This is a genomic window from Cytobacillus sp. OWB-43 (genome assembly GCF_034651445.1).
Taxonomy (GTDB): Bacteria; Bacillota; Bacilli; order Bacillales; family Cytobacillaceae; genus Cytobacillus; species Cytobacillus kochii.
In genome coordinates this window covers 166,090-184,251 of record NZ_JAYEFF010000001.1, presented here as the reverse complement: position 1 = coordinate 184,251, position 18,162 = coordinate 166,090, and the positions used below count along the sequence as shown (strand labels likewise).

The following is an 18,162-nucleotide window of genomic DNA, read 5'->3' as shown; positions in this document are numbered from 1 at the left end:
TTAATTTTTATGCATTTTTAGTTTTAAAAATGCAGCCATATTTCAGGCTGTCTGAACTGGAACTATATTCTTTTTTAGTATAGCGACTGCTTGATTGATCTCTTCTACTGTTGCTGTTAACGGTGGTAATAATCTCAAGACATTTTCACCCGCCGATAACGTAAGCAAGCCATCATTTCTTAAGAATTGCAATAAAGATGCTGTATTTGTATTCATCTCTATACCAATCATTAATCCTAATGAACGAATAGCAGTTACCTCTTCTATATTGTATAGCGATTTCTTCAACTGTTCAAGTAAATATTCTGCTTTTTCATTCACTTCTGACAAAAAATCCTCATTGAAGACTATCTCCATTGTAGCGATTGCTGAGGCAATACTTAATGGATTTCCTCCAAATGTGGAACCATGACTACCTGGACCAAAGTATTCCTTTAAATTTTCTTTGCCTATGATAGCACCGATTGGTAGCCCACTTCCAAGCCCTTTTGCACAAGTAATTATGTCTGGTTGTAGGTCATAATGTTGAAAGGCAAATGGTTTACCTGTTCTACCAATGCCTGTTTGAATTTCATCAATAATTAGCAATGCTTGGTATTCATGACATAATTGTTGCAATTCTTCTAAAAAGGCTGAATCTGCAAGATGAATACCACCCTCACCTTGAACCACTTCCACCATCACGGCCGCTGTTTCATTATCTATTAATGATTTCACCGACTCGATATCATTAAAAGTAGCATACGAAAATGTTGGCAGCATACTCCCAAACCCTTGTTTTACTTTATCCTGACCTGTTGCACCCATCGTAGCAATTGTTCGACCGTGAAAAGATTTATTAAAAGTTATGATTTTATCTTTACCTGTAGCTTTTTTGGCTAATTTAATTGCCCCTTCATTTGCCTCTGCTCCGCTATTTGCAAAGAATGTATAAGCTAAACCAGATGCATGAGCTAACTTTTCTGCTGCCACTGCTTGTTGTTCTTGTGTAAATAGATTGGATACATGCCAAAACTTATTTAATTGCTTTGTGATCGCTGCTTGGACTGAATCGGGACGATGACCTAAGTTAGTGACACCAATTCCGGAGGTGAAATCTAAATATTCTTTCCCGTTTTTATCTATTAGTTTTGTGCCTTTTGCATCTGCTGGTTCTACTTCCCAGCGAGCATATGTGGGGAATAAATGATTCATTATTGTACCACCTCTACTTGTTTTTTTGTCATTTTTGTCCCTATCCAAGCTTCTCCATTAAAAAAGTTGTGCTTCCCAGAAGCAATCATTACACTAGCAAGGCCTTGTTCTAACACCGCCACTGCAGAGTTTACCTTTGGTATCATCCCGCCCGATATCTCACCACTGTCAATATGCTGTTTTATTTCTTCTGTATCTAAATGCTCTACGAGTTGTTTATCAATTAATACACCTTCAACATCGGTGACGAATATACACATTTCCGCTTCAATTGCTTTTGCTACAGATGCAGCAGCAAAATCTGCATTGATGTTTAACTTCTTGCCACTTTCTGTTGTAGCAATAGGTGTTACAACAGGTATATAGCCTTTATTAAGAATTACTTCTAATAACTCCGCTTTCACTTTGGTAATTTCTCCTACTAACCCAAGCTCTGTTTCATTAATAAAATCAGCTTGTAGGAAACCGTGATCACTTCCATTCAAACCAACTGCTTTAAAACCATTACTATCAAGCAATGTTGCTAACTTCCTATTGGCTACACCTGATAACACCATTTCAACAATCTTCATAGTCTCTGGCGTTGTTTTTCTTAAACCATTGATAAATTGTGATTCTACCTTGTGTATTTGCAGCATTTTGTTTATTTCAGGACCACCACCGTGAACAAAAATAAGTTGGTAACCATTCTTCTGTAAATGATGTAAACTTTCAAAGAACGCAGGTGATAGCTGATCCATCACGCTTCCCCCACATTTTATTACAATACGCTTCATTGTCTATTCCTCCTTAGGAACGATAACTTGCATTTATTTTCACGTAATCATACGATAAATCGCATCCCCAAGCTTTTGCTAAGCATTCGCCAATATGTAGATCAACGTGAATTTCCACCATTTCACCAAGTAAATATGCCTTCGCTTCTTCTTCAGAAAAGGAAACGGGAGTACTCTCTTTTAACATTTGAATGGGGCCTATAGAAATATCTACATTATTCGGATCAACCTGTACTTGACTTTGCCCTAGCGCACCAATTATTCGTCCCCAATTAGCGTCTGCTCCGTGAATAGCTGTCTTCACTAAATTAGAACCAACAATTTGTTTAGCCGCTTTTTGTGCCTCTTCGTTTGTAATGGCACCCTTGACTATTACTTCAACAAGTTTGGTAGCACCTTCGCCGTCTCTAGCAATTGATTTTGCCAACTCTTCACATGTTTGTTTTAACAACGCTATGAAAATGGGCCAATCTTTATGAGCTGGACTCAATATTTCCGTTTCGCTCATCCCATTTGCCATAACAAGGACCATATCATTTGTAGATGTATCTCCATCTACTGTAATCTGGTTAAATGTCTCGTTTGTGATTTCTTTAAGTGCCATCTGTAGATCACTGGGACTTACCTGCGCATCCGTTGTCACAAAACCAAGCATTGTTGCCATATTAGGGTGGATCATTCCTGACCCTTTTGCTGCACCTGCCATATGAATCGTCCCACCTGCTATTTCAGCTGAGTAGCAAGTCTGCTTATCAATTAAATCAGTTGTTAAAATTGCTGTAGCAAAACTATTAGCATGTTCTTTTGTTGCTTGTGGTTGGATGGATTTTATCCCTTGGTCGATTTTTTCCATATCTAAAAATTCGCCAATGACTCCAGTAGATGCAACTCCGACTAAGTGCTCAGTCAAATTTAATTGCTCTGCTGTCAGCTTTCTCATCTTATAAGCGTCTTCAAGCCCTTGCTTTCCTGTACAAGCATTTGCACAAGCACTATTTACGACAATCGCTTGAAGCTTACCTTTAGCGGCAATACTTTCTTGGGTTACTAATAAAGGAGCTGCTTTAAAGGAACTTGTTGTATAAACACCTGCACTACTCGCTGGTTGTTCACTAACAATCATTCCAAGATCCTTTTTCCCTTTACTAAGCCCTGCATAAATACCATCAGCCTTAAAACCTTTTGGTGTTGTAATAGAGCCATCTTGTATATATGTAATAAGGCTGTTTTTAGTTGCTTCCATTGTTTGTCGTTCCTCCTTATGGGTATAACGGGGACATTTCCAGCCCTGTCGTTTCTTCCATTCCAAACATTAAATTTGCATTTTGCACAGCCTGACCAGCTGCCCCTTTCATTAAATTATCAATCACAGAGATAATTGTCATTCGGCCTGTGCGCTCATCAACATGTAAACCAATATCACAATAATTAGAACCGGCTACCTCTTTTACTGATGGATAATTACCGACTGGACGAACACGTACAAACGGACTTTGCTGATAAGTATGCTCGTATAATTCCACTAACTGTTTAGTCGAGTAATTTTCTTTCAGTTTCACATAACTTGTAGCCATTATACCTCTGGTGATTGGTAGTAACTGTGTAGTAAAGGTAATTGCTTCCATTTCCTTATTCCAAACCTTTAATTGTTGTTCAATTTCAGGTGTATGTTGATGTTGATTCACTTTATATGCCGAGAAGTTCTCATTCGCCTCGGCGAAACTCGACGTCCTTGATAGAGAACGCCCCGCACCTGAGATGCCTGATTTTGCATCTACGATAATTTGATCTTTTTCTATTAATTGCTCAATAACTACAGGAGCTAAACCTAATAATGTAGCAGTCGGATAACAACCAGGGTTCGAAATCAGGTCAGAAGTTTTCACTTGGTCTCGATTCCACTCAGTTAATCCATATACCGCCTGATTAATCACCTCATCAGAAGTAGGGTCTTTCTTATACCATTGTTTATATTCTGATGCTGGTAATCTTAAATCTCCTGATAAATCTACTATTTTAATATTTTTATTCACAAATTGTGCCGCTAATTCACCCGATACACCAGAGGGGGTTGCTAAAAACACAATATCTGCACTTTCACTAATTTTCTCTGGCTCTATCTTTTGTAATTGATTGTTCATGATTCCGATTAAATGTGGATATTCATCAGAAATGGCTAAATTATCTCTAGTGGAATGTATAGAAGAGATTTCAAATTCGGGGTGGTTTTTTAATATTCTCAATAGTTCTGCCCCACCATATCCTGTAGTACCAATAATTGAAGCTTTCATCATGTCACCCTTTAATTTTGTATATTTATAAATTTTTATTCATATTTATTAAATATTTAACTACTATTATAGAAATTTCTGAAAAGAAATGCAACAGGTTTTTGTAAGTTTTTTTAACAAATTAAATAAAAATTTAGATTTAACAAATTTTTCGGACTTTTATTTAAACCCCTACCCGAAGATAAGCCAATTAAACCAAAAATGATTAATTTATTAAAAAAATCTTTTTACTGTTCTTTTTAACCTTAACCTTCTTTCGTTCATCCCCATTTTTCTATACAATTGAATGCATAATAAAATACTCCCCTAGCAGTAAAGCAGGTTTATTTAAAACCTGTCTACCTTTAGGGGAGTATCTTATGTACTAATATCATGTAATTAACTACCGTATAAGTTTATTCACTATTTCCTTTATAACCACTTCATTGCTATCATCTTTTGTCACTATATATTTGATGTTTGACAGTTGCTCAATAAGGTTTTGATCGTTTTCATCCCTCAGTAATAGTACTTTAGGATAGTTTGCTTTTTTATGTCCTTCAATAATAATAACATCTGGATTCATATAAGTTAGTACTTGAATCTGCTCTTCAAGTGTCCAATTAAGCTTTTTTGCTTGCATTAATAGCATGCCTTCACCTTCGACAATGGTGGCAGTTGCTCCTGATACGATATGTCTACTACTATCTTTATTTGATACTACATCAGGTTCACCGTGGCCATGATGTTTAATCGTTGCAACATTCAAGTCTTTTTCTGCTAGTGCTTGTACAAGTTGAGTGACGAATGTCGTCTTACCACTATTTTGATAACCAACCACTTGCATAATTTTAGGTGTTACCACGGCCAATTGCTACCCACAAAATCTTCAAGCATGAAAACTTCAACAATATCTCCAACACCATAGCCTCTCGTACCACCTGGCAATGCCATAAATGCATTTGCTCTTGCTAAACTCATGACAATATTTGATTTATCAACACCGCTAGGTCGCACCATCAATGATCCATTTGTGACATACACATCGGCTCTAACGAATCTTGTAAATGGATTTGCTTTTGGAAAATCCTGCTGTAAGATTGCTGTTTCTTTTCTTAAATGAGGGGAGCGGCAACCTAACATATAACGAATGATTGGTCTTGCAAATAATTCGAAGCCAACATAACAAGCAGAAGGATTCCCAGAGAGGCCAAATAATAATTTTCCATTTATCTGTGCTACTGTCGTAACACTACCAGGTCTCATTGCGACTTTATTAAACAGAACTTCCGCCTGTAGCTTCTCGTATATCGCAGGGAGATAATCAAAGTCTCCTACAGATACACCACCTGTTGTGATAAGAATGTCTACATCATCAATTGCAGTCGCAATTGCTTCGTAACATGTATCAAATTCATCTGGTAGTTTACCATAATATTTCACATCACCACCAACGCGCTCGATTTGCGCTATGAGCATCGTACTATTACTATTTCTTATTTTTCCATCCTCTAGTTCTTCTTCCACTTCTAATAATTCCGTTCCAGTTGCAAATAACCCAATAACCGGACCTTTAGCTACAGGTACTTCAGCATAGCCAAATGTCGCTAGAATGGCTTGGATACCAGGATTGATTTTCGTCCCCTTTTCAACGAGTACCTCGCCTTTCTTTGCATCTTCCCCTTGAAAAGAAACATTGTCACCAGCGTTGAAGCTACGCTTAATAGACATATACGATTGGTCCCCATCTTCAAACGATCTCGCTACCTCAAGCATAACGACGCAATCACATGAATCAGGGATTTTTGCCCCCGTCATAATACGTACTGCTTGCATTGGTCCTATTTTCTTTGATGATACGTAGCCTGCTCCAATATGATCAACTACTTCAAAAACGACCTCATTTTGTAAAGAAGCTTCTTTCGTATCTATAGACCTAACTGCAAAGCCATCATATGGGGAGCGATTAAAATGTGGTACATCACTTGTTGCCGTTAAATCTTTTCCTAAATATCTACCATGACTTTCCTTAATTGAGACAAATTCAACGGCGCCGCTTTGTTTATATCTCATTACTTTTTCAACTGCTTCAGCAACCTGAATCGGCTTCCTCTTTTCTAGCATCTTTTTCCATCCCCTAAATAATCTTTATCCGCCAATATAAGACATTTCAAGTTTTTTGCGATTTTTTCTCGTTTCGTCTGTTCTGACATCAGAGTAACGATCATTCCGATGGTTCCATATGTCAGTAACATATCCGACAATATCATCATCAGAGACATTTGACCGAATAAATGATTTAATATCATGTCCTTCACCATTAAATAAACATGTATATAACTGCCCATTAGCAGATAATCTTGAGCGGGTACAACTAGAACAAAAAGATTCAGATACTGAGGTAATAAATCCTACATCTATATCTGTACCAGTGTATCGATACCTTTTAGCAACTTCGCCAAAGTAGTCAGGATCAACAGGCTCAAGATCATAATGTTCATTTAATTGCTGGAAAATTTCTTTCTTTGTCACCACATCATCCATTTTCCAACCGTTTGTATCACCAACATCCATATACTCAATATATCTTAACTGTAGTGAATTTTCTTTACAAAACTTCGCCATTGGTAGGACTTCTTCATCATTTAAGCCTTTTTTCACAACCATATTAATTTTGACACCGAGTCCCGCTTCTTTTGCTGCGTGTATTCCCTTTATCACCGGACCTATCCCAACATTGCGTCCATTAATTTCACCGAACAATTCATCTTTCAGACTATCTAAGCTAATATTCACCCGTTTTAACCCAGCGGCTTTTAATTGAGTAGCAAATTTAGGTAATAATACGCCATTAGTTGTTAAGCCGATATCCTCTAAGCCTTCAATTTGAGATAGTTTCTCCACTAATAAAGGCAATTCTCTCCGTAGTAAGGGTTCTCCACCCGTTAACCTAATTTTTTCTACACCTAAACCAACAAAAATCCGTGCTAATCTTTCAATTTCTTCGTAAGATAACAATTCATTCTTAGGTAGAAAAACAAAATCTGGTCCGAAAATTTCTGCTGGCATACAATATTGGCATCTAAAATTGCAACGGTCAATTACTGATATACGTAAATCTCGTAATGGCCGATTGAGTGAATCCTTAATATGAGTTTGTTTCATGTAAATCAACTCCGTCTTATCGATCACGTCGATAACTTTTTCTATAAATAAAATGTAAAATGATTTTATTCCAATATAACATGAAATCTTCTATTGGCATATGCCAATTAGAGTACTAAATATCGTTCGCTTCTCTACTTTAAGCTTTATCCCTGTACCTAAGGCAAAGGAGCGCTATTTTATTTCTATATTTTTTCATACAAAAAAACAGCAAGCAATGCTTTGCTGTTTTTTCTTACACCTTAATTAATCACGAACGCCTAATGCAATCTTTGCATATCTAGACATTTTATCTTTTGTCCATGGCGGACTCCATACAATATTGACTTCCGTGCTTTTTACTTCAGGGATATCAGCAAGCGCTGTTTTCACTTGATCAACAATTGTGCCAGCTAAAGGACAACCCATGGAAGTTAAAGTCATTTCAACTTCCGTATTTCCTTCATCATCCATAGTAACATCATAGACGAGTCCTAAATTAACGATATCTACTCCTAATTCAGGGTCAACAACAAGTTCAAGTGCGCCCATAATGCTTTCTTTTAAATCTTTGTCCATCGAACACAACTCCTCATATCATATGTTATAGCTATCATAACAAAAAAGTCATCAATGAAAAAGGAATAGCTGTTTTAACTATCACTTTTTCTTATAAATATCGTTGAAACCATTCAACTGTTGCTAATAATCCTTCTCTGCTTACCTTATGTCCTGCATTTTCATCAACAATGAAATTCAACCTGTCTGGATGTCCCTTGTATAAAGGTTGTATCGTTTGAAAAAAGTCATAAGTTGGCGCAAATGGAACAGTCGTATCTTTTTTACCGTGCCAAAATAGCAACGGACGCCCTGATAAAACTTCCTCTTGTTTACTTAAATCATACTTTGTAATTTCATCTAGAACAGCCTCTACTTGAGTGTCTGATAATGGGAAATCCTTTACTTTTTTCCGCATTGTTTCAATTTGCATACCAGCAAACTTCTCATAATATGGCATGCCCATTAAACTAACTGCCACCTTCAACCATTTATATTGTGTTAAGGCACCGAGTGTAATAATTCCGCCCATCGAAGTACCTGCCACACCAATACGATTCTCATCAACTAACCCTTTAGCTACTAACTCTTCTTTTATCTCAGGTAATTCTTTAATTGTTTGAATAATCATATCCCAAAATTTCAATTGCAATTCAGGCTCTGGCAATCCATGACCTCTTTCACCATGTTCATTCACTTCTGGTAATATAACACGAAATCCTTTTTCAGCAAGAAGGTAGGCATAATGTAGGTTATGCTCTTTCGCACTAGTAAAACCATGAATGAAGAAAATGAGGGGCAACGATTCAGATTTAAACTCATCTTTCACGATATGCAAAGCGGGAATACCTTTTAATTCTTGATGATCAATAATAACCACTATGTCTCCTCCTATGTTAAAAACTATAAGAAAATGTAAACATCTTATAAAAGAGGTTATTTCTTTTACAAATGACCGTATACATTGGTAATATAGTGTAAACTTAGATTATAAGTACTACTTGAAAATATTAACTGCCTTTCAAGTTTAACATTTATTTGCGCCTTACCATACTTTAATGCTTATTAGATGAATGATTTTTTCCTATAAAAAACTGAAGGAGATATTATGACACAAAAACATTTAATCGTTCTTGATTTAGATGGCACTTTATTAAAAGATAATAAAACCATCTCACAAAAAACAAAAGAAGTCCTATTTAAAGCCCGTGAAGCCGGACATGAGGTGATGATTGCTACAGGAAGGCCTTATCGTTCAAGTGAAATGTATTATAAGGAAATGCAAATGACCACACCTATCGTTAATTTCAACGGTGCCTTTATTCATCATCCAACAAATCCAAAATGGGGAATACGCCATACGCCTCTTGATATGAAAGTGACAAGAGACATTATTGATGCTAGTCAAGATTTTAAGTTCAATAATATTATTGCGGAAGTGCTTGATGATGTATATTATCATTATCATGATGAAAAACTGATGAATATGTTTAATCTCGGTAACCCTAAAGTCACTACAGGGGATTTAAGAAACTTCCTGCCTGCTTCCCCAACAAGTATGCTCATTCATACAGATCAAGAGCAAATAACACAAATTCAGCGCCATTTGAATGATGTGCATGCTGAAGTTATTCATCAACGTAGCTGGGGCGAACCTTTCCATATTATCGAAATCGTTAAGGCTGGTTTAAACAAGGCAATTGGCATTCAACAAGCTTGTGATTATTTAAATATTCCTAAAGAGCGAGTGATTGCTTTCGGTGATGAAGATAATGATTTAGAAATGCTTGATTTTGCTGGTATTGGTGTGGCTATGGGTAATGGTATTGACGCTGTTAAAACAGCGGCTAATGAAGTGACCTTAACAAATGAAGAAGATGGGATTGGTATCTTCTTAAATGATTATTTGAATTTAAAAACACACTAACCAAAATCTACCCTTTTTAAAAAAAGTAAAAATGGTACAAAATAAAGGATGTCGTAGCAATTAGCTACTTCAATATTCTTCATTAAGGGGAGATTTAAATGGGCAAACGTAATAAATCGAAGCGCTTTATTAAGCAAGGTGCCGATAGTGTCACTCAGCATGATGCACGTATACCCTACCATTCAACATACTCGGAGGCAGAAGCTGAAAAGTTAAAGAATGTAAATGACTCTTCCCTCGGTGGAATATAAAATTTCGAAGGAAAAAGAGCTAACTTTTCTCGAGTTAGCTCTTTTTCCATCTTAAAAACTTTGCAGTATAATCGGAGTTCCTTTACTTCCCTTTTCAGAAAGGTAAGCGATTAAAGAACCGTTTTTTGGTAAATCTTTTTCCTTCACTTTCACAGCAATATTAAAATCACCATCTTTATTCACTTGAACAGGCTGTTCTTTTATAAGCAAAAAATGGCCATCTTCTACAGAATACATAACCGGCAACTGCCCCTTATAATGCCCCTTAATATGATAGATACCATCTTTGCCCTCAACTGTAATATTGTTAAAGAGTTGATCTTTACCATACATAAATGTGGTTTGTGAAGTTTGGTTTATTTCCATTCCTTCTGGCTTTATTACCTGTCCTAAAAATTTCGCCTCAACCTTATAACTGCCTGGGTTTAAGGTATTTTCATTTGCGGTTTGATAATCCCAAGTAGACTTCCATTCCTTTTTTTCTCCCGCAGAAAGGTTCTCTGTTTGAATCATTTGTAAAAAGGCTTTTCCATCCGAATACCTATATATTACTTTTCCATGTTCATCCACCACCTCATAATCATACTTTTGGGAAGAATTAAATTGCAATTCGACCAATTCATTTGTTTGATTATGAACAGTAAAAGTAAGGACCAATTTTTCTTCCGAAACCGCTTGAACTTCAAATTGAATATCCATATGGTTGTTTGCTTCCATTTCAGACTGCTGTGGAAGAAAATTCGTCGCAAGTATGGCACTAAGCAGTAAATGTAGCATAACTGCCCCCTTTCATTAATCTCTTCTAAAAACACCATAGACATCGGCAGTATTTACAATATTAGTGAATGCGTTAGGATCTACTTCTTGAATGGTTCTTTGTAAGTCAAATAATTCATATCTTGATACTACAATCATTAGCATTTCCCGATGTTCATTGGAAAATGCTCCTCTTGCAGGAATCATTGTAATTCCTCTAACCAATTTATTATGAATGGCCTTCTTCATTTCATCTTGCTTATTAGTAATAATCATCGCTGTAAGCTTTTCATGTCTTGTATGAATTGCATCAATAACCCGTGTGGATGCATATAATGTCACTAATGTATAAAGTGCTTTTTCCCATCCAAAAAGGAAGCCAGCTGTAATAATAATAACAGCATTTAATGAAAAAAAGTATGTACCAACTGGTCGATCCTTAGCCTTCGAGAGATACATAGCTATAATATCCATACCGCCTGTTGAAGCGCCCCATTTCAATGTGATACCGACACCGACGGCTGCAATGACTCCCCCAAACACAGCATTTAACAAAATATCTTTTGATACACTGATGACAGGGATAATCTCCATAGAAACAGTTGTAATCACAACACTTAAAAGGCTATATAAGGTAAAAAGTTTACCCACACGTTTCCATGCAAAGATAGCTATTGGTACATTTAAAATAAATAAAAGTATGCCAGTAGAAACTGCACCATTTAATATACTCGAAAGAAGTTGAGCTACTCCAGTAAAGCCGCTCGCATATACATTTGCGGGTATGAGGAAAAAGTTCATCGCTATCGCATTTAATATAGCCCCCACAACAATAATGATGATTTTTCTTGTTTCAATCCAATTCATATTGACCTCCTTAATCATCTCTCTATCTTTTCTTTACCCAAGTTTAGGTTTTTCAATGCATTCCATTGTTTTTTTTCCTAAGTTTCTATAAACTAGTATCATCTATAAGTTGAAAGCAGGTGAAATAATGTCAGTTAAAATTCTCGCTGACAGCGCATGTGACTTACCGTTAAGTTTTTTTGAAGAAAACGATGTCACACTTATTCCATTGAAGGTTCATTTAAATGGAAAGGAATACGATGACCTGTTGACGATCGATTCCAAGAATATTTATGAAGCCATAAGAGAAGGTAAGGTACCTAAGACCTCCCAAGCTTCTCCCCTTTTATTTGAAGAGATCTTTACGAATATGGCGAAAAACAAGGAAGATGGTATCTATATAGCCTTTTCTTCCGCACTTTCTGGAACATATTCCACTGCAGTTATGGTGTTAGATCAAGTAAAAGAAACCTACCCAGACTTTAACTTAACCATCATAGATAGTAAATGTGCTTCCTTAGGTTATGGATTAGTTGTACTGAATGCTGCAAAAGATGCAAAAGAGCAACTTACCAAAGATGAAATTGTTAGCAATGCAACATTCAATTGCGAACATATGGAACATTTATTTACGGTTAATGACTTAGAGTATTTAGCAAAGGGCGGTAGAGTTTCTAAAGCATCTGCCTTTTTAGGTGGGCTACTCAATATTAAACCACTATTGAATGTTGAAGATGGAAAACTTGTACCAATTGAAAAACATCGCGGTCGTAAAAAGCTCTTTAAACGGATCATTGATATCATGAGGGAAAGAGGCGTTGCCTTGGATAGACAAATGGTGGCTATTAGTCATGGTGATGATGAAGCCACTGCCCTAGAAGTGAAAGAGATGATTCAAAAAGAATTTGGTGTTGAACACTTTTATATTTCTCCAATTGGTTCAGCAGTCGGATCCCATGCTGGTGCCGGCACAATTGCAATTTTCTTTTTAAATAAACTTAAAGGTTAACGCACTTATACATACTTCTTTCCATTCTTTCAAACACTAAATGTGTACAGATGAAGAATGGAAGGGAGTTTATTTTATGTCTCATACAACTGATAATGACAAAAAAGCAAAAGATAACAACGCATTCAACCATGAAAAAAACATGGAAGAAACAAAAAATAAGCAAGAAGGTCGAAAAAGCTTTTCAAAGAAAACAGACCATCTTTGATTGAAAAAAAGTTTTCAAATGATAAAAGTGAAGTCCTAAGATACCTCAAGTATTTTAGGACTTATACAGTTTACAAAACTTTGTCTTGAGATTGGGCTCAATGGACATTTTTCAAAGATTATTTTTTGTGCATATCCTTAACCATGTTGTTAGGATATACTATTTTCTTGGGTACAGCGATGGGCGTCTTTTTTAGTCGCGGTTTTCCTTTTTACGCTACTCATTTCTTTGTTTCTTCAACTATTAGTCGCGATTTCTCACGTTGCCCTACTCATTTTTTTCTTCCTTCAACTTTTAGTCGCGATTTCTTCATTTGCCCGACTCATTTCTTTCTACCTTCAACTTTTAGTCGCGATTTCTTCATTTGCCCGACTCATTTTTTTCTTCCTTCAACTTTTAGTCGCGATTTCTCCATTTCCCCTACTCATTTCTTTCTCCCCTCAACTATTAGTCGCGATTTCCCTTTTTGCCCTACTTATTTCTTTCTTCCTTCAACTATTAGTCGCGATTTCTTCATTTGCCCGACTCATTTCTTTCTCCCCTCAACTATTAGTCGCGATTTCTCCATTTGCCCGACTCATTTCTTTCTCCCCTCAACTATTAGTCGCATTTTCTCTATTTGCCCGACTTATTTCTTTCTTCCTTCAACCTTTAGTCGTGATTTCTCTATTTCCCCTACTCATCTCTTTCTTCCTTCAACTTTTAGTCGCGATTTCTCCATTTGCCCGACTCATCTCTTTCTTCCTTCAACTTTTAGTCGCGATTTCTCTATTTCCCCTACTTATTTCTTTCTTCCTTCAACTTTTAGTCGCGATTTCTTCATTTGCCCTACTCATTCTTTCTTCCCTCAAACTATTAGTTCTCGATTTTTCTATTTACTCATTTCTTTGTTTCTCTCTTTTACATCGCATATATTTCCTTCTCGCTCTTTTTTAGCAACGACTTCTACCAAGACCAAATCTTAGTTCTACCTTTACTATCAACTAATACAACTTCAGTCTTTGCCCGATTTCATAAGATTATTATGAAATCATACAAAAAAAGCGGGATGGCTCTCACACCTTCCCGCTTTCATTTATTTTGACTCATTCTCTTTTATATAAGTCCAACCTTCTTTTTGATACACCTTACCATCCTTCATCAATCGACCAAGTGCACGTTTAAAAGAAGCTTTGCTTAGTTGAAATCTATCCTTTATATCCTCTGGTGCGCTTTTGTCACTGTATGGCATAGCTCCATTACGTGATTGCAAGTAATTAAGAATGATTTCACTATCATCAAGTAACGCTTCTTGTTTTCTTGGACTGAGGGAGACATTAATCGAACCATCTTGTTTGACATCAATGATTCTACCGTTCACTTTTTCCCCAAGTCTTGGCTCTTGACGTCTTTCCGTTTCATGGATGAAGCCTTTTAGGCCATCTGCTGTGTAAATCCAGCTTCCAACTTTGGCTGTACGATAAATAAATCCGTGGATATCTTTATTAAGTTCTTCCCTTCCAGCCTTATGTGAAATACTAGCTATCACTTGATCTGTCGCAAGCTTCACATATATTCTACCGTTTCGATTAACCCTTAATGTAACATATACCGTATCATCAACAGTAGGCCATACTCGTTCGTGTACAGGTAAATCCTCTTTTCCCAGTAACATATCTTTACTAATACCAATATCTATAAATACCCCGAGCTCAGGATTAACATCTACTACTTTCGCCCAGCCATATACTCCAACGGTAATCTCAGGTAATGTCATTGTTGCTGTTTTTCTACCTTCAGAATCTACATAAATAAAGACAGAAATTTTTTGTCCTTCTGTAATTTCTTCTTTGACCTCATTCTTATGAAGCAGAACGTCCTCTTCTCCATCTGTTAAGAAATAACCAAAAGCCGCTTCTCTGGAAACTAATAACTCTGTAATTTTGCCGATCTCATCTATTAAAGCCATTTAAATCCTCCTAAAGTTGTTCGCATTGCTATATTCTACTATAATAAGAACATAAAGTGAAACTCTTTTCATGAGGAGGACAATTATTTTATGGCTAAAGAAAGTTCATTTGATATCGTATCAAAAGTAGATTTTGCTGAAGTCACTAACGCAATTCAAATTGCAATGAAAGAAATACAGACACGCTATGATTATAAAGGAAGCAAAAGTAAGGTTACTTTAGAAAAAGAAGAGCTCGTCCTTATTTCTGATGACGAATACAAACTAGAGCAACTGAAAGATGTGCTAATTAGTAAGATGATTAAACGAGGGATCCCGATTAAGAATTTAGATTATGGCAAAATTGAGCCTGCTTCAAGTGGCACAGTTAGACAAAGAGCAAGCTTAGTTCAAGGGATTGACAAAGATAACGCGAAGAAAATCAATACATTAATTAAAAATAGTGGTGTTAAAGTTAAGAGTCAAATGCAAGATGATCAAATCCGCGTCACAGGGAAAAATAGAGATGATCTTCAACAAATCATCTCACTAGTAAGAGAAGCTGATTTAACAATCGATGTTCAATTTTCTAATTATCGATAATTACATACCAGCACAGAGGCAGTGATTCCACTGCCTCTTTTTTGTACTTAAGTTTGTCCTCATAACAATGTAAGGTTTTCAACATAATAAAAAGGGAAAACAACAGCAAGGAGGGATTAGGATGGATAATAAACAATTGCCAAAAAGCTTTATGGCACAACATCAAAATCATCAACCAGGAACGGAAGAGGAAATGATTCCTAAGCCGATCTATGTGAATGAAGATTATAAACCTGCTGGAAAACTAGAAGGTAAAGTAGCTATTATTACTGGCGGAGATAGCGGTATAGGTAAATCTACAGCTATTTACTTCGCTAAGGAAGGTGCAGACGTTATTGTTCCTTATTTAAATGAGCATGAAGATGCAAAAGAAACCAAAACATTAGTCGAACAAGCTGGGAAGACATGCCTTTTAATTAGCGGAGACCTTTCATCAGAACCTTTTTGTCAGGAAGTCGTAAAGCAAGCGTTAAATAAATTTGGGAAAATAGATATTCTTGTTAATAACGCTGGTGAACAGCATCCACAAAAAAATATCGAGGACATTAGTGGTCAACAACTTGAAAAAACTTTCCAAACAAATATTTATGCTATGTTTTATTTAACAAAAGCCACACTACCACATCTAGGAGCTGGCAGCTCGATCATTAATACCGCTTCGGTCACCGCTTATGCAGGTAATGAACTATTAGTTGACTATTCCTCAACTAAAGGGGCCATTGTCTCTTTTACTAGGTCACTTTCCTTGCAGTTAGCGTCCAAAGAGATTAGAGTGAATGGTGTTGCCCCTGGTCCTATATGGACACCATTGATTCCGTCCACTTTCTCTGCTGAAGAAGTTGCATCATTTGGAAAAAATGTTCCAATGAAAAGAGCGGGACAGCCCTTTGAACTCGCTCCGGCTTATGTTTTCTTAGCAAGCGACGATTCTAGTTATATGAGTGGACAAATGTTGCATATTAACGGCGGGAAAATTGTTAATGGATAGGGAAAGTAAGAGGGGGACAAGACTAAAAAAGAATGCTACATATCTTTTTCTCTCTGCCCCACTATTATGTAGTGTAATATAACCTTGAAATGCACCTAACCAATCAAATTACATTTACTATCAAAAAAAGATGCCGAGACTGTTTCGGCATCTTTTGTTCTCTATTCTCCTGTGCGATTTCTACCTCTTCTTCTAGCCAAGAATAAAAAGGCAAAGAGGGCAAGTAACACTGATAACAATGTTGCTCCATAAACAAAGTTAAACCCTTGCTTTTCGGTAAGAACATAAATTTCAGCTTCTTCTCGGTCTAGTACGAGATGATATTCATTTTGATCATTGCTTCTTACTAACCCACCAGCTAATAACCCTCGTAACTCTTTATCATTCTCTATCTCTTCTCCTGTTAATACTAAATCTTTCGTACCACTTGTATTATTGATGGCTACTATTGATGTTTCTTCTTTAAATTGTCTCTTAAAAACCGTAAAACCTTCACTTTCATGTAAAAGAGTAAAATCTCCTTTTGCAATAGAAGGTAATTTTTCTCTTGCTTTTGTTAGCTGTCCGATGTACTCAATTAACTCAGGATCCGTACGAAAATCCATTTGTCTGCGGTTATCGGGGGTTTCATTCCCAATTAACGCAATTTCACTACCATAATATAACATTGGAATCCCAGGGGTTGTAAACAAATACGTTACCGCTGTTCTCCACCTTGGTCCTGGATGTTCATTTAATGCGACTGGCTGATTTGTAAAACGAATCATATCTTTACTATCAATTAGTCTTGTAACCATATTTGGTTCTTCATATGTATCAATGTTATTTTCGATGTCACCAATAGTATCAGTCATTGACACATCCGGTTTTACAAATGCTTCCCTTATATTAGATGTTGAAGCATAGTCTGTTAAGCTATCTATACCGGTCATTTCATATTTAGCAATTTCTTGTGGGTCTGTGGACCATACTTCACCTAAAACAAAAAACTCATTATCAGTTTCTTTTACACTGTCTACAAAGCTTTGAAGAAAATCTTTATCTGTTAACTGGATGCCTTCTAAACGATAACCATCTACACCTGTTTCTGTTATCCACCATTTAGCCGCTTCGATGATATATTGTGCTGCTTCTTCATTCTCATAATTGATTTGCGGCAACCCAGCTAACCAATCTTTCGTGAACATATCTGGTGTTGAGATCTCCTCAGATTCCTTCAACCAATCTGATTTAGTAGGGTCGTTTACCCATGGGTGTGTAGCTGCAACATAATTTAGTGGGAAATCAATCATGACATTGATATCTCTTTTGTGTGCTTCTTCCACTAGTCGTTTAAATTCTTCCAACGTTCCGAAATGTTCTTCTGTTTCATAGAAGTCTTCCACCCAATATCCATGATAACCTTTATCGGCGTTTGCAAATATCGGGTTCAAGGTAATCGTCGTCATACCTAAATCTTCAATATGATCAAGTCTTTCAATAATACCAACAAAATCACCACCATGGAACGCTTCAAGGTCCTTCACATCCACATGGTAATCATTCTTACTATCTACATTGCTAAAACGATCAATCATAACATAATAAATAAGTTCATCCTGTAAGCTTCGTTTTTCTTCTGCTAATACACTTGGCACTAATGACACTAGTAATAGCGGAATTAAGATGAGGGTGATGACCTTTTTCATCTTTCTCCTCCTTAATG

Annotated in this window: 20 protein-coding genes; 7 read left to right on the top strand and 13 right to left on the bottom strand. The window is 36.4% G+C overall.

What is annotated here, in order from left to right:
- Positions 1-42: 42 nt before the first annotated feature.
- From U9M49_RS00980 to U9M49_RS00940, 9 genes are all read right to left on the bottom strand, one after another.
- Positions 43-1,194: an acetylornithine transaminase gene (locus U9M49_RS00980; RefSeq protein WP_322909165.1), complete on the bottom strand. Its 1,152-nt coding sequence runs from the start codon at positions 1,192-1,194 to the stop codon at positions 43-45.
- Positions 1,194-1,970, bottom strand: coding sequence for an acetylglutamate kinase (argB, locus tag U9M49_RS00975; protein ID WP_095369826.1), 777 nt, complete (start codon positions 1,968-1,970; stop codon positions 1,194-1,196). Before argB ends, U9M49_RS00980 begins: the two co-directional genes overlap by 1 nt.
- Positions 1,971-1,983: 13 nt before the next feature.
- Positions 1,984-3,213, bottom strand: coding sequence for a bifunctional ornithine acetyltransferase/N-acetylglutamate synthase (gene argJ, locus U9M49_RS00970; RefSeq protein WP_322909164.1), 1,230 nt, complete (start codon positions 3,211-3,213; stop codon positions 1,984-1,986).
- Between the two features lie 16 nt (positions 3,214-3,229).
- Complete coding sequence (gene argC / locus U9M49_RS00965; RefSeq protein WP_322909163.1) at positions 3,230-4,261, bottom strand: N-acetyl-gamma-glutamyl-phosphate reductase; 1,032 nt, start codon at positions 4,259-4,261, stop codon at positions 3,230-3,232.
- 382 nt (positions 4,262-4,643) lie between these two features.
- On the bottom strand, positions 4,644-5,105 hold the full coding sequence (gene mobB / locus U9M49_RS00960; protein ID WP_095369829.1) for a molybdopterin-guanine dinucleotide biosynthesis protein B: 462 nt from the start codon (positions 5,103-5,105) through the stop codon (positions 4,644-4,646).
- A complete protein-coding gene (gene glp / locus U9M49_RS00955; protein WP_322909162.1) occupies positions 5,099-6,364 on the bottom strand; it encodes a gephyrin-like molybdotransferase Glp in 1,266 nt (421 codons plus the stop codon). The genes mobB and glp overlap by 7 nt, the downstream gene beginning before the upstream one ends.
- Positions 6,365-6,388: 24 nt before the next feature.
- A complete protein-coding gene (gene moaA / locus U9M49_RS00950) occupies positions 6,389-7,405 on the bottom strand; it encodes a GTP 3',8-cyclase MoaA (RefSeq protein WP_322909161.1) in 1,017 nt (338 codons plus the stop codon).
- Between the two features lie 246 nt (positions 7,406-7,651).
- Positions 7,652-7,963 (bottom strand): metal-sulfur cluster assembly factor, encoded by a 312-nt coding sequence (locus U9M49_RS00945; RefSeq protein WP_095369832.1) that lies wholly within the window; start codon positions 7,961-7,963, stop codon positions 7,652-7,654.
- Between the two features lie 91 nt (positions 7,964-8,054).
- Positions 8,055-8,822: a prolyl oligopeptidase family serine peptidase gene (locus U9M49_RS00940; protein ID WP_322909160.1), complete on the bottom strand. Its 768-nt coding sequence runs from the start codon at positions 8,820-8,822 to the stop codon at positions 8,055-8,057.
- Between the two features lie 228 nt (positions 8,823-9,050).
- Here U9M49_RS00940 and U9M49_RS00935 point away from each other — a divergent pair, with 228 nt between their 5' ends.
- Positions 9,051-9,869, top strand: coding sequence for a Cof-type HAD-IIB family hydrolase (locus tag U9M49_RS00935; RefSeq protein WP_095369834.1), 819 nt, complete (start codon positions 9,051-9,053; stop codon positions 9,867-9,869).
- A gap of 98 nt (positions 9,870-9,967) precedes the next feature.
- Positions 9,968-10,120, top strand: coding sequence for a hypothetical protein (locus U9M49_RS00930; protein WP_191814850.1), 153 nt, complete (start codon positions 9,968-9,970; stop codon positions 10,118-10,120).
- A gap of 51 nt (positions 10,121-10,171) precedes the next feature.
- On the opposite strand, the gene U9M49_RS00925 is transcribed toward U9M49_RS00930, so the two are convergent.
- Both U9M49_RS00925 and U9M49_RS00920 read right to left on the bottom strand, forming a co-directional pair.
- Positions 10,172-10,897: a BsuPI-related putative proteinase inhibitor gene (locus U9M49_RS00925; RefSeq protein WP_322909159.1), complete on the bottom strand. Its 726-nt coding sequence runs from the start codon at positions 10,895-10,897 to the stop codon at positions 10,172-10,174.
- Positions 10,898-10,912: 15 nt separating this feature from the next.
- Positions 10,913-11,743: a YitT family protein gene (locus tag U9M49_RS00920; protein WP_095369836.1), complete on the bottom strand. Its 831-nt coding sequence runs from the start codon at positions 11,741-11,743 to the stop codon at positions 10,913-10,915.
- Between the two features lie 127 nt (positions 11,744-11,870).
- On the opposite strand from U9M49_RS00920, the gene U9M49_RS00915 reads away from it, so the two are divergent.
- From U9M49_RS00915 to U9M49_RS00905, 3 genes are all read left to right on the top strand, one after another.
- Complete coding sequence (locus tag U9M49_RS00915) at positions 11,871-12,731, top strand: DegV family protein (RefSeq protein WP_307317926.1); 861 nt, start codon at positions 11,871-11,873, stop codon at positions 12,729-12,731.
- A 76-nt stretch (positions 12,732-12,807) separates the two neighbouring features.
- A complete protein-coding gene (locus tag U9M49_RS00910) occupies positions 12,808-12,939 on the top strand; it encodes a DUF3941 domain-containing protein (RefSeq protein ID WP_095369838.1) in 132 nt (43 codons plus the stop codon).
- Positions 12,940-13,167: 228 nt separating this feature from the next.
- Positions 13,168-13,875, top strand: coding sequence for a hypothetical protein (locus tag U9M49_RS00905; RefSeq protein ID WP_322909158.1), 708 nt, complete (start codon positions 13,168-13,170; stop codon positions 13,873-13,875).
- 139 nt (positions 13,876-14,014) lie between these two features.
- On the opposite strand, the gene U9M49_RS00900 is transcribed toward U9M49_RS00905, so the two are convergent.
- Positions 14,015-14,887 (bottom strand): S1 RNA-binding domain-containing protein, encoded by an 873-nt coding sequence (locus U9M49_RS00900; protein ID WP_322909157.1) that lies wholly within the window; start codon positions 14,885-14,887, stop codon positions 14,015-14,017.
- A 90-nt stretch (positions 14,888-14,977) separates the two neighbouring features.
- On the opposite strand from U9M49_RS00900, the gene U9M49_RS00895 reads away from it, so the two are divergent.
- Together U9M49_RS00895 and U9M49_RS00890 are read left to right on the top strand one after the other, a co-directional pair.
- Entirely contained in the window at positions 14,978-15,469 is a 492-nt protein-coding gene (locus U9M49_RS00895; protein ID WP_322909156.1) for a YajQ family cyclic di-GMP-binding protein, read from the top strand.
- Positions 15,470-15,590: 121 nt separating this feature from the next.
- Entirely contained in the window at positions 15,591-16,457 is an 867-nt protein-coding gene (locus tag U9M49_RS00890) for an SDR family oxidoreductase (RefSeq protein WP_281202608.1), read from the top strand.
- A 161-nt stretch (positions 16,458-16,618) separates the two neighbouring features.
- On the opposite strand, the gene U9M49_RS00885 is transcribed toward U9M49_RS00890, so the two are convergent.
- Entirely contained in the window at positions 16,619-18,145 is a 1,527-nt protein-coding gene (locus U9M49_RS00885; protein WP_322909155.1) for an alpha-amylase family glycosyl hydrolase, read from the bottom strand.
- Between the last annotated feature and the right edge of the window lie 17 nt (positions 18,146-18,162).

Excerpts from the sequence above, each read along its gene's own strand:
- U9M49_RS00980 (WP_322909165.1), bottom strand. The coding sequence starts at position 1,194 with ATGAATCATTTATTCCCCACATATGCTCGCTGGGAAGTAGAACCAGCA.
- argB (WP_095369826.1), bottom strand. The coding sequence starts at position 1,970 with ATGAAGCGTATTGTAATAAAATGTGGGGGAAGCGTGATGGATCAGCTA.
- argJ (WP_322909164.1), bottom strand. The coding sequence starts at position 3,213 with ATGGAAGCAACTAAAAACAGCCTTATTACATATATACAAGATGGCTCT.
- argC (WP_322909163.1), bottom strand. The coding sequence starts at position 4,261 with ATGAAAGCTTCAATTATTGGTACTACAGGATATGGTGGGGCAGAACTA.
- glp (WP_322909162.1), bottom strand. The coding sequence starts at position 6,364 with ATGCTAGAAAAGAGGAAGCCGATTCAGGTTGCTGAAGCAGTTGAAAAA.
- moaA (WP_322909161.1), bottom strand. The coding sequence starts at position 7,405 with ATGAAACAAACTCATATTAAGGATTCACTCAATCGGCCATTACGAGAT.
- U9M49_RS00945 (WP_095369832.1), bottom strand. The coding sequence starts at position 7,963 with ATGGACAAAGATTTAAAAGAAAGCATTATGGGCGCACTTGAACTTGTT.
- U9M49_RS00935 (WP_095369834.1), top strand. The coding sequence starts at position 9,051 with ATGACACAAAAACATTTAATCGTTCTTGATTTAGATGGCACTTTATTA.
- U9M49_RS00930 (WP_191814850.1), top strand. The coding sequence starts at position 9,968 with ATGGGCAAACGTAATAAATCGAAGCGCTTTATTAAGCAAGGTGCCGAT.
- U9M49_RS00925 (WP_322909159.1), bottom strand. The coding sequence starts at position 10,897 with ATGCTACATTTACTGCTTAGTGCCATACTTGCGACGAATTTTCTTCCA.
- U9M49_RS00920 (WP_095369836.1), bottom strand. The coding sequence starts at position 11,743 with ATGAATTGGATTGAAACAAGAAAAATCATCATTATTGTTGTGGGGGCT.
- U9M49_RS00915 (WP_307317926.1), top strand. The coding sequence starts at position 11,871 with ATGTCAGTTAAAATTCTCGCTGACAGCGCATGTGACTTACCGTTAAGT.
- U9M49_RS00910 (WP_095369838.1), top strand. The coding sequence starts at position 12,808 with ATGTCTCATACAACTGATAATGACAAAAAAGCAAAAGATAACAACGCA.
- U9M49_RS00900 (WP_322909157.1), bottom strand. The coding sequence starts at position 14,887 with ATGGCTTTAATAGATGAGATCGGCAAAATTACAGAGTTATTAGTTTCC.
- U9M49_RS00895 (WP_322909156.1), top strand. The coding sequence starts at position 14,978 with ATGGCTAAAGAAAGTTCATTTGATATCGTATCAAAAGTAGATTTTGCT.
- U9M49_RS00890 (WP_281202608.1), top strand. The coding sequence starts at position 15,591 with ATGGATAATAAACAATTGCCAAAAAGCTTTATGGCACAACATCAAAAT.
- U9M49_RS00885 (WP_322909155.1), bottom strand. The coding sequence starts at position 18,145 with ATGAAAAAGGTCATCACCCTCATCTTAATTCCGCTATTACTAGTGTCA.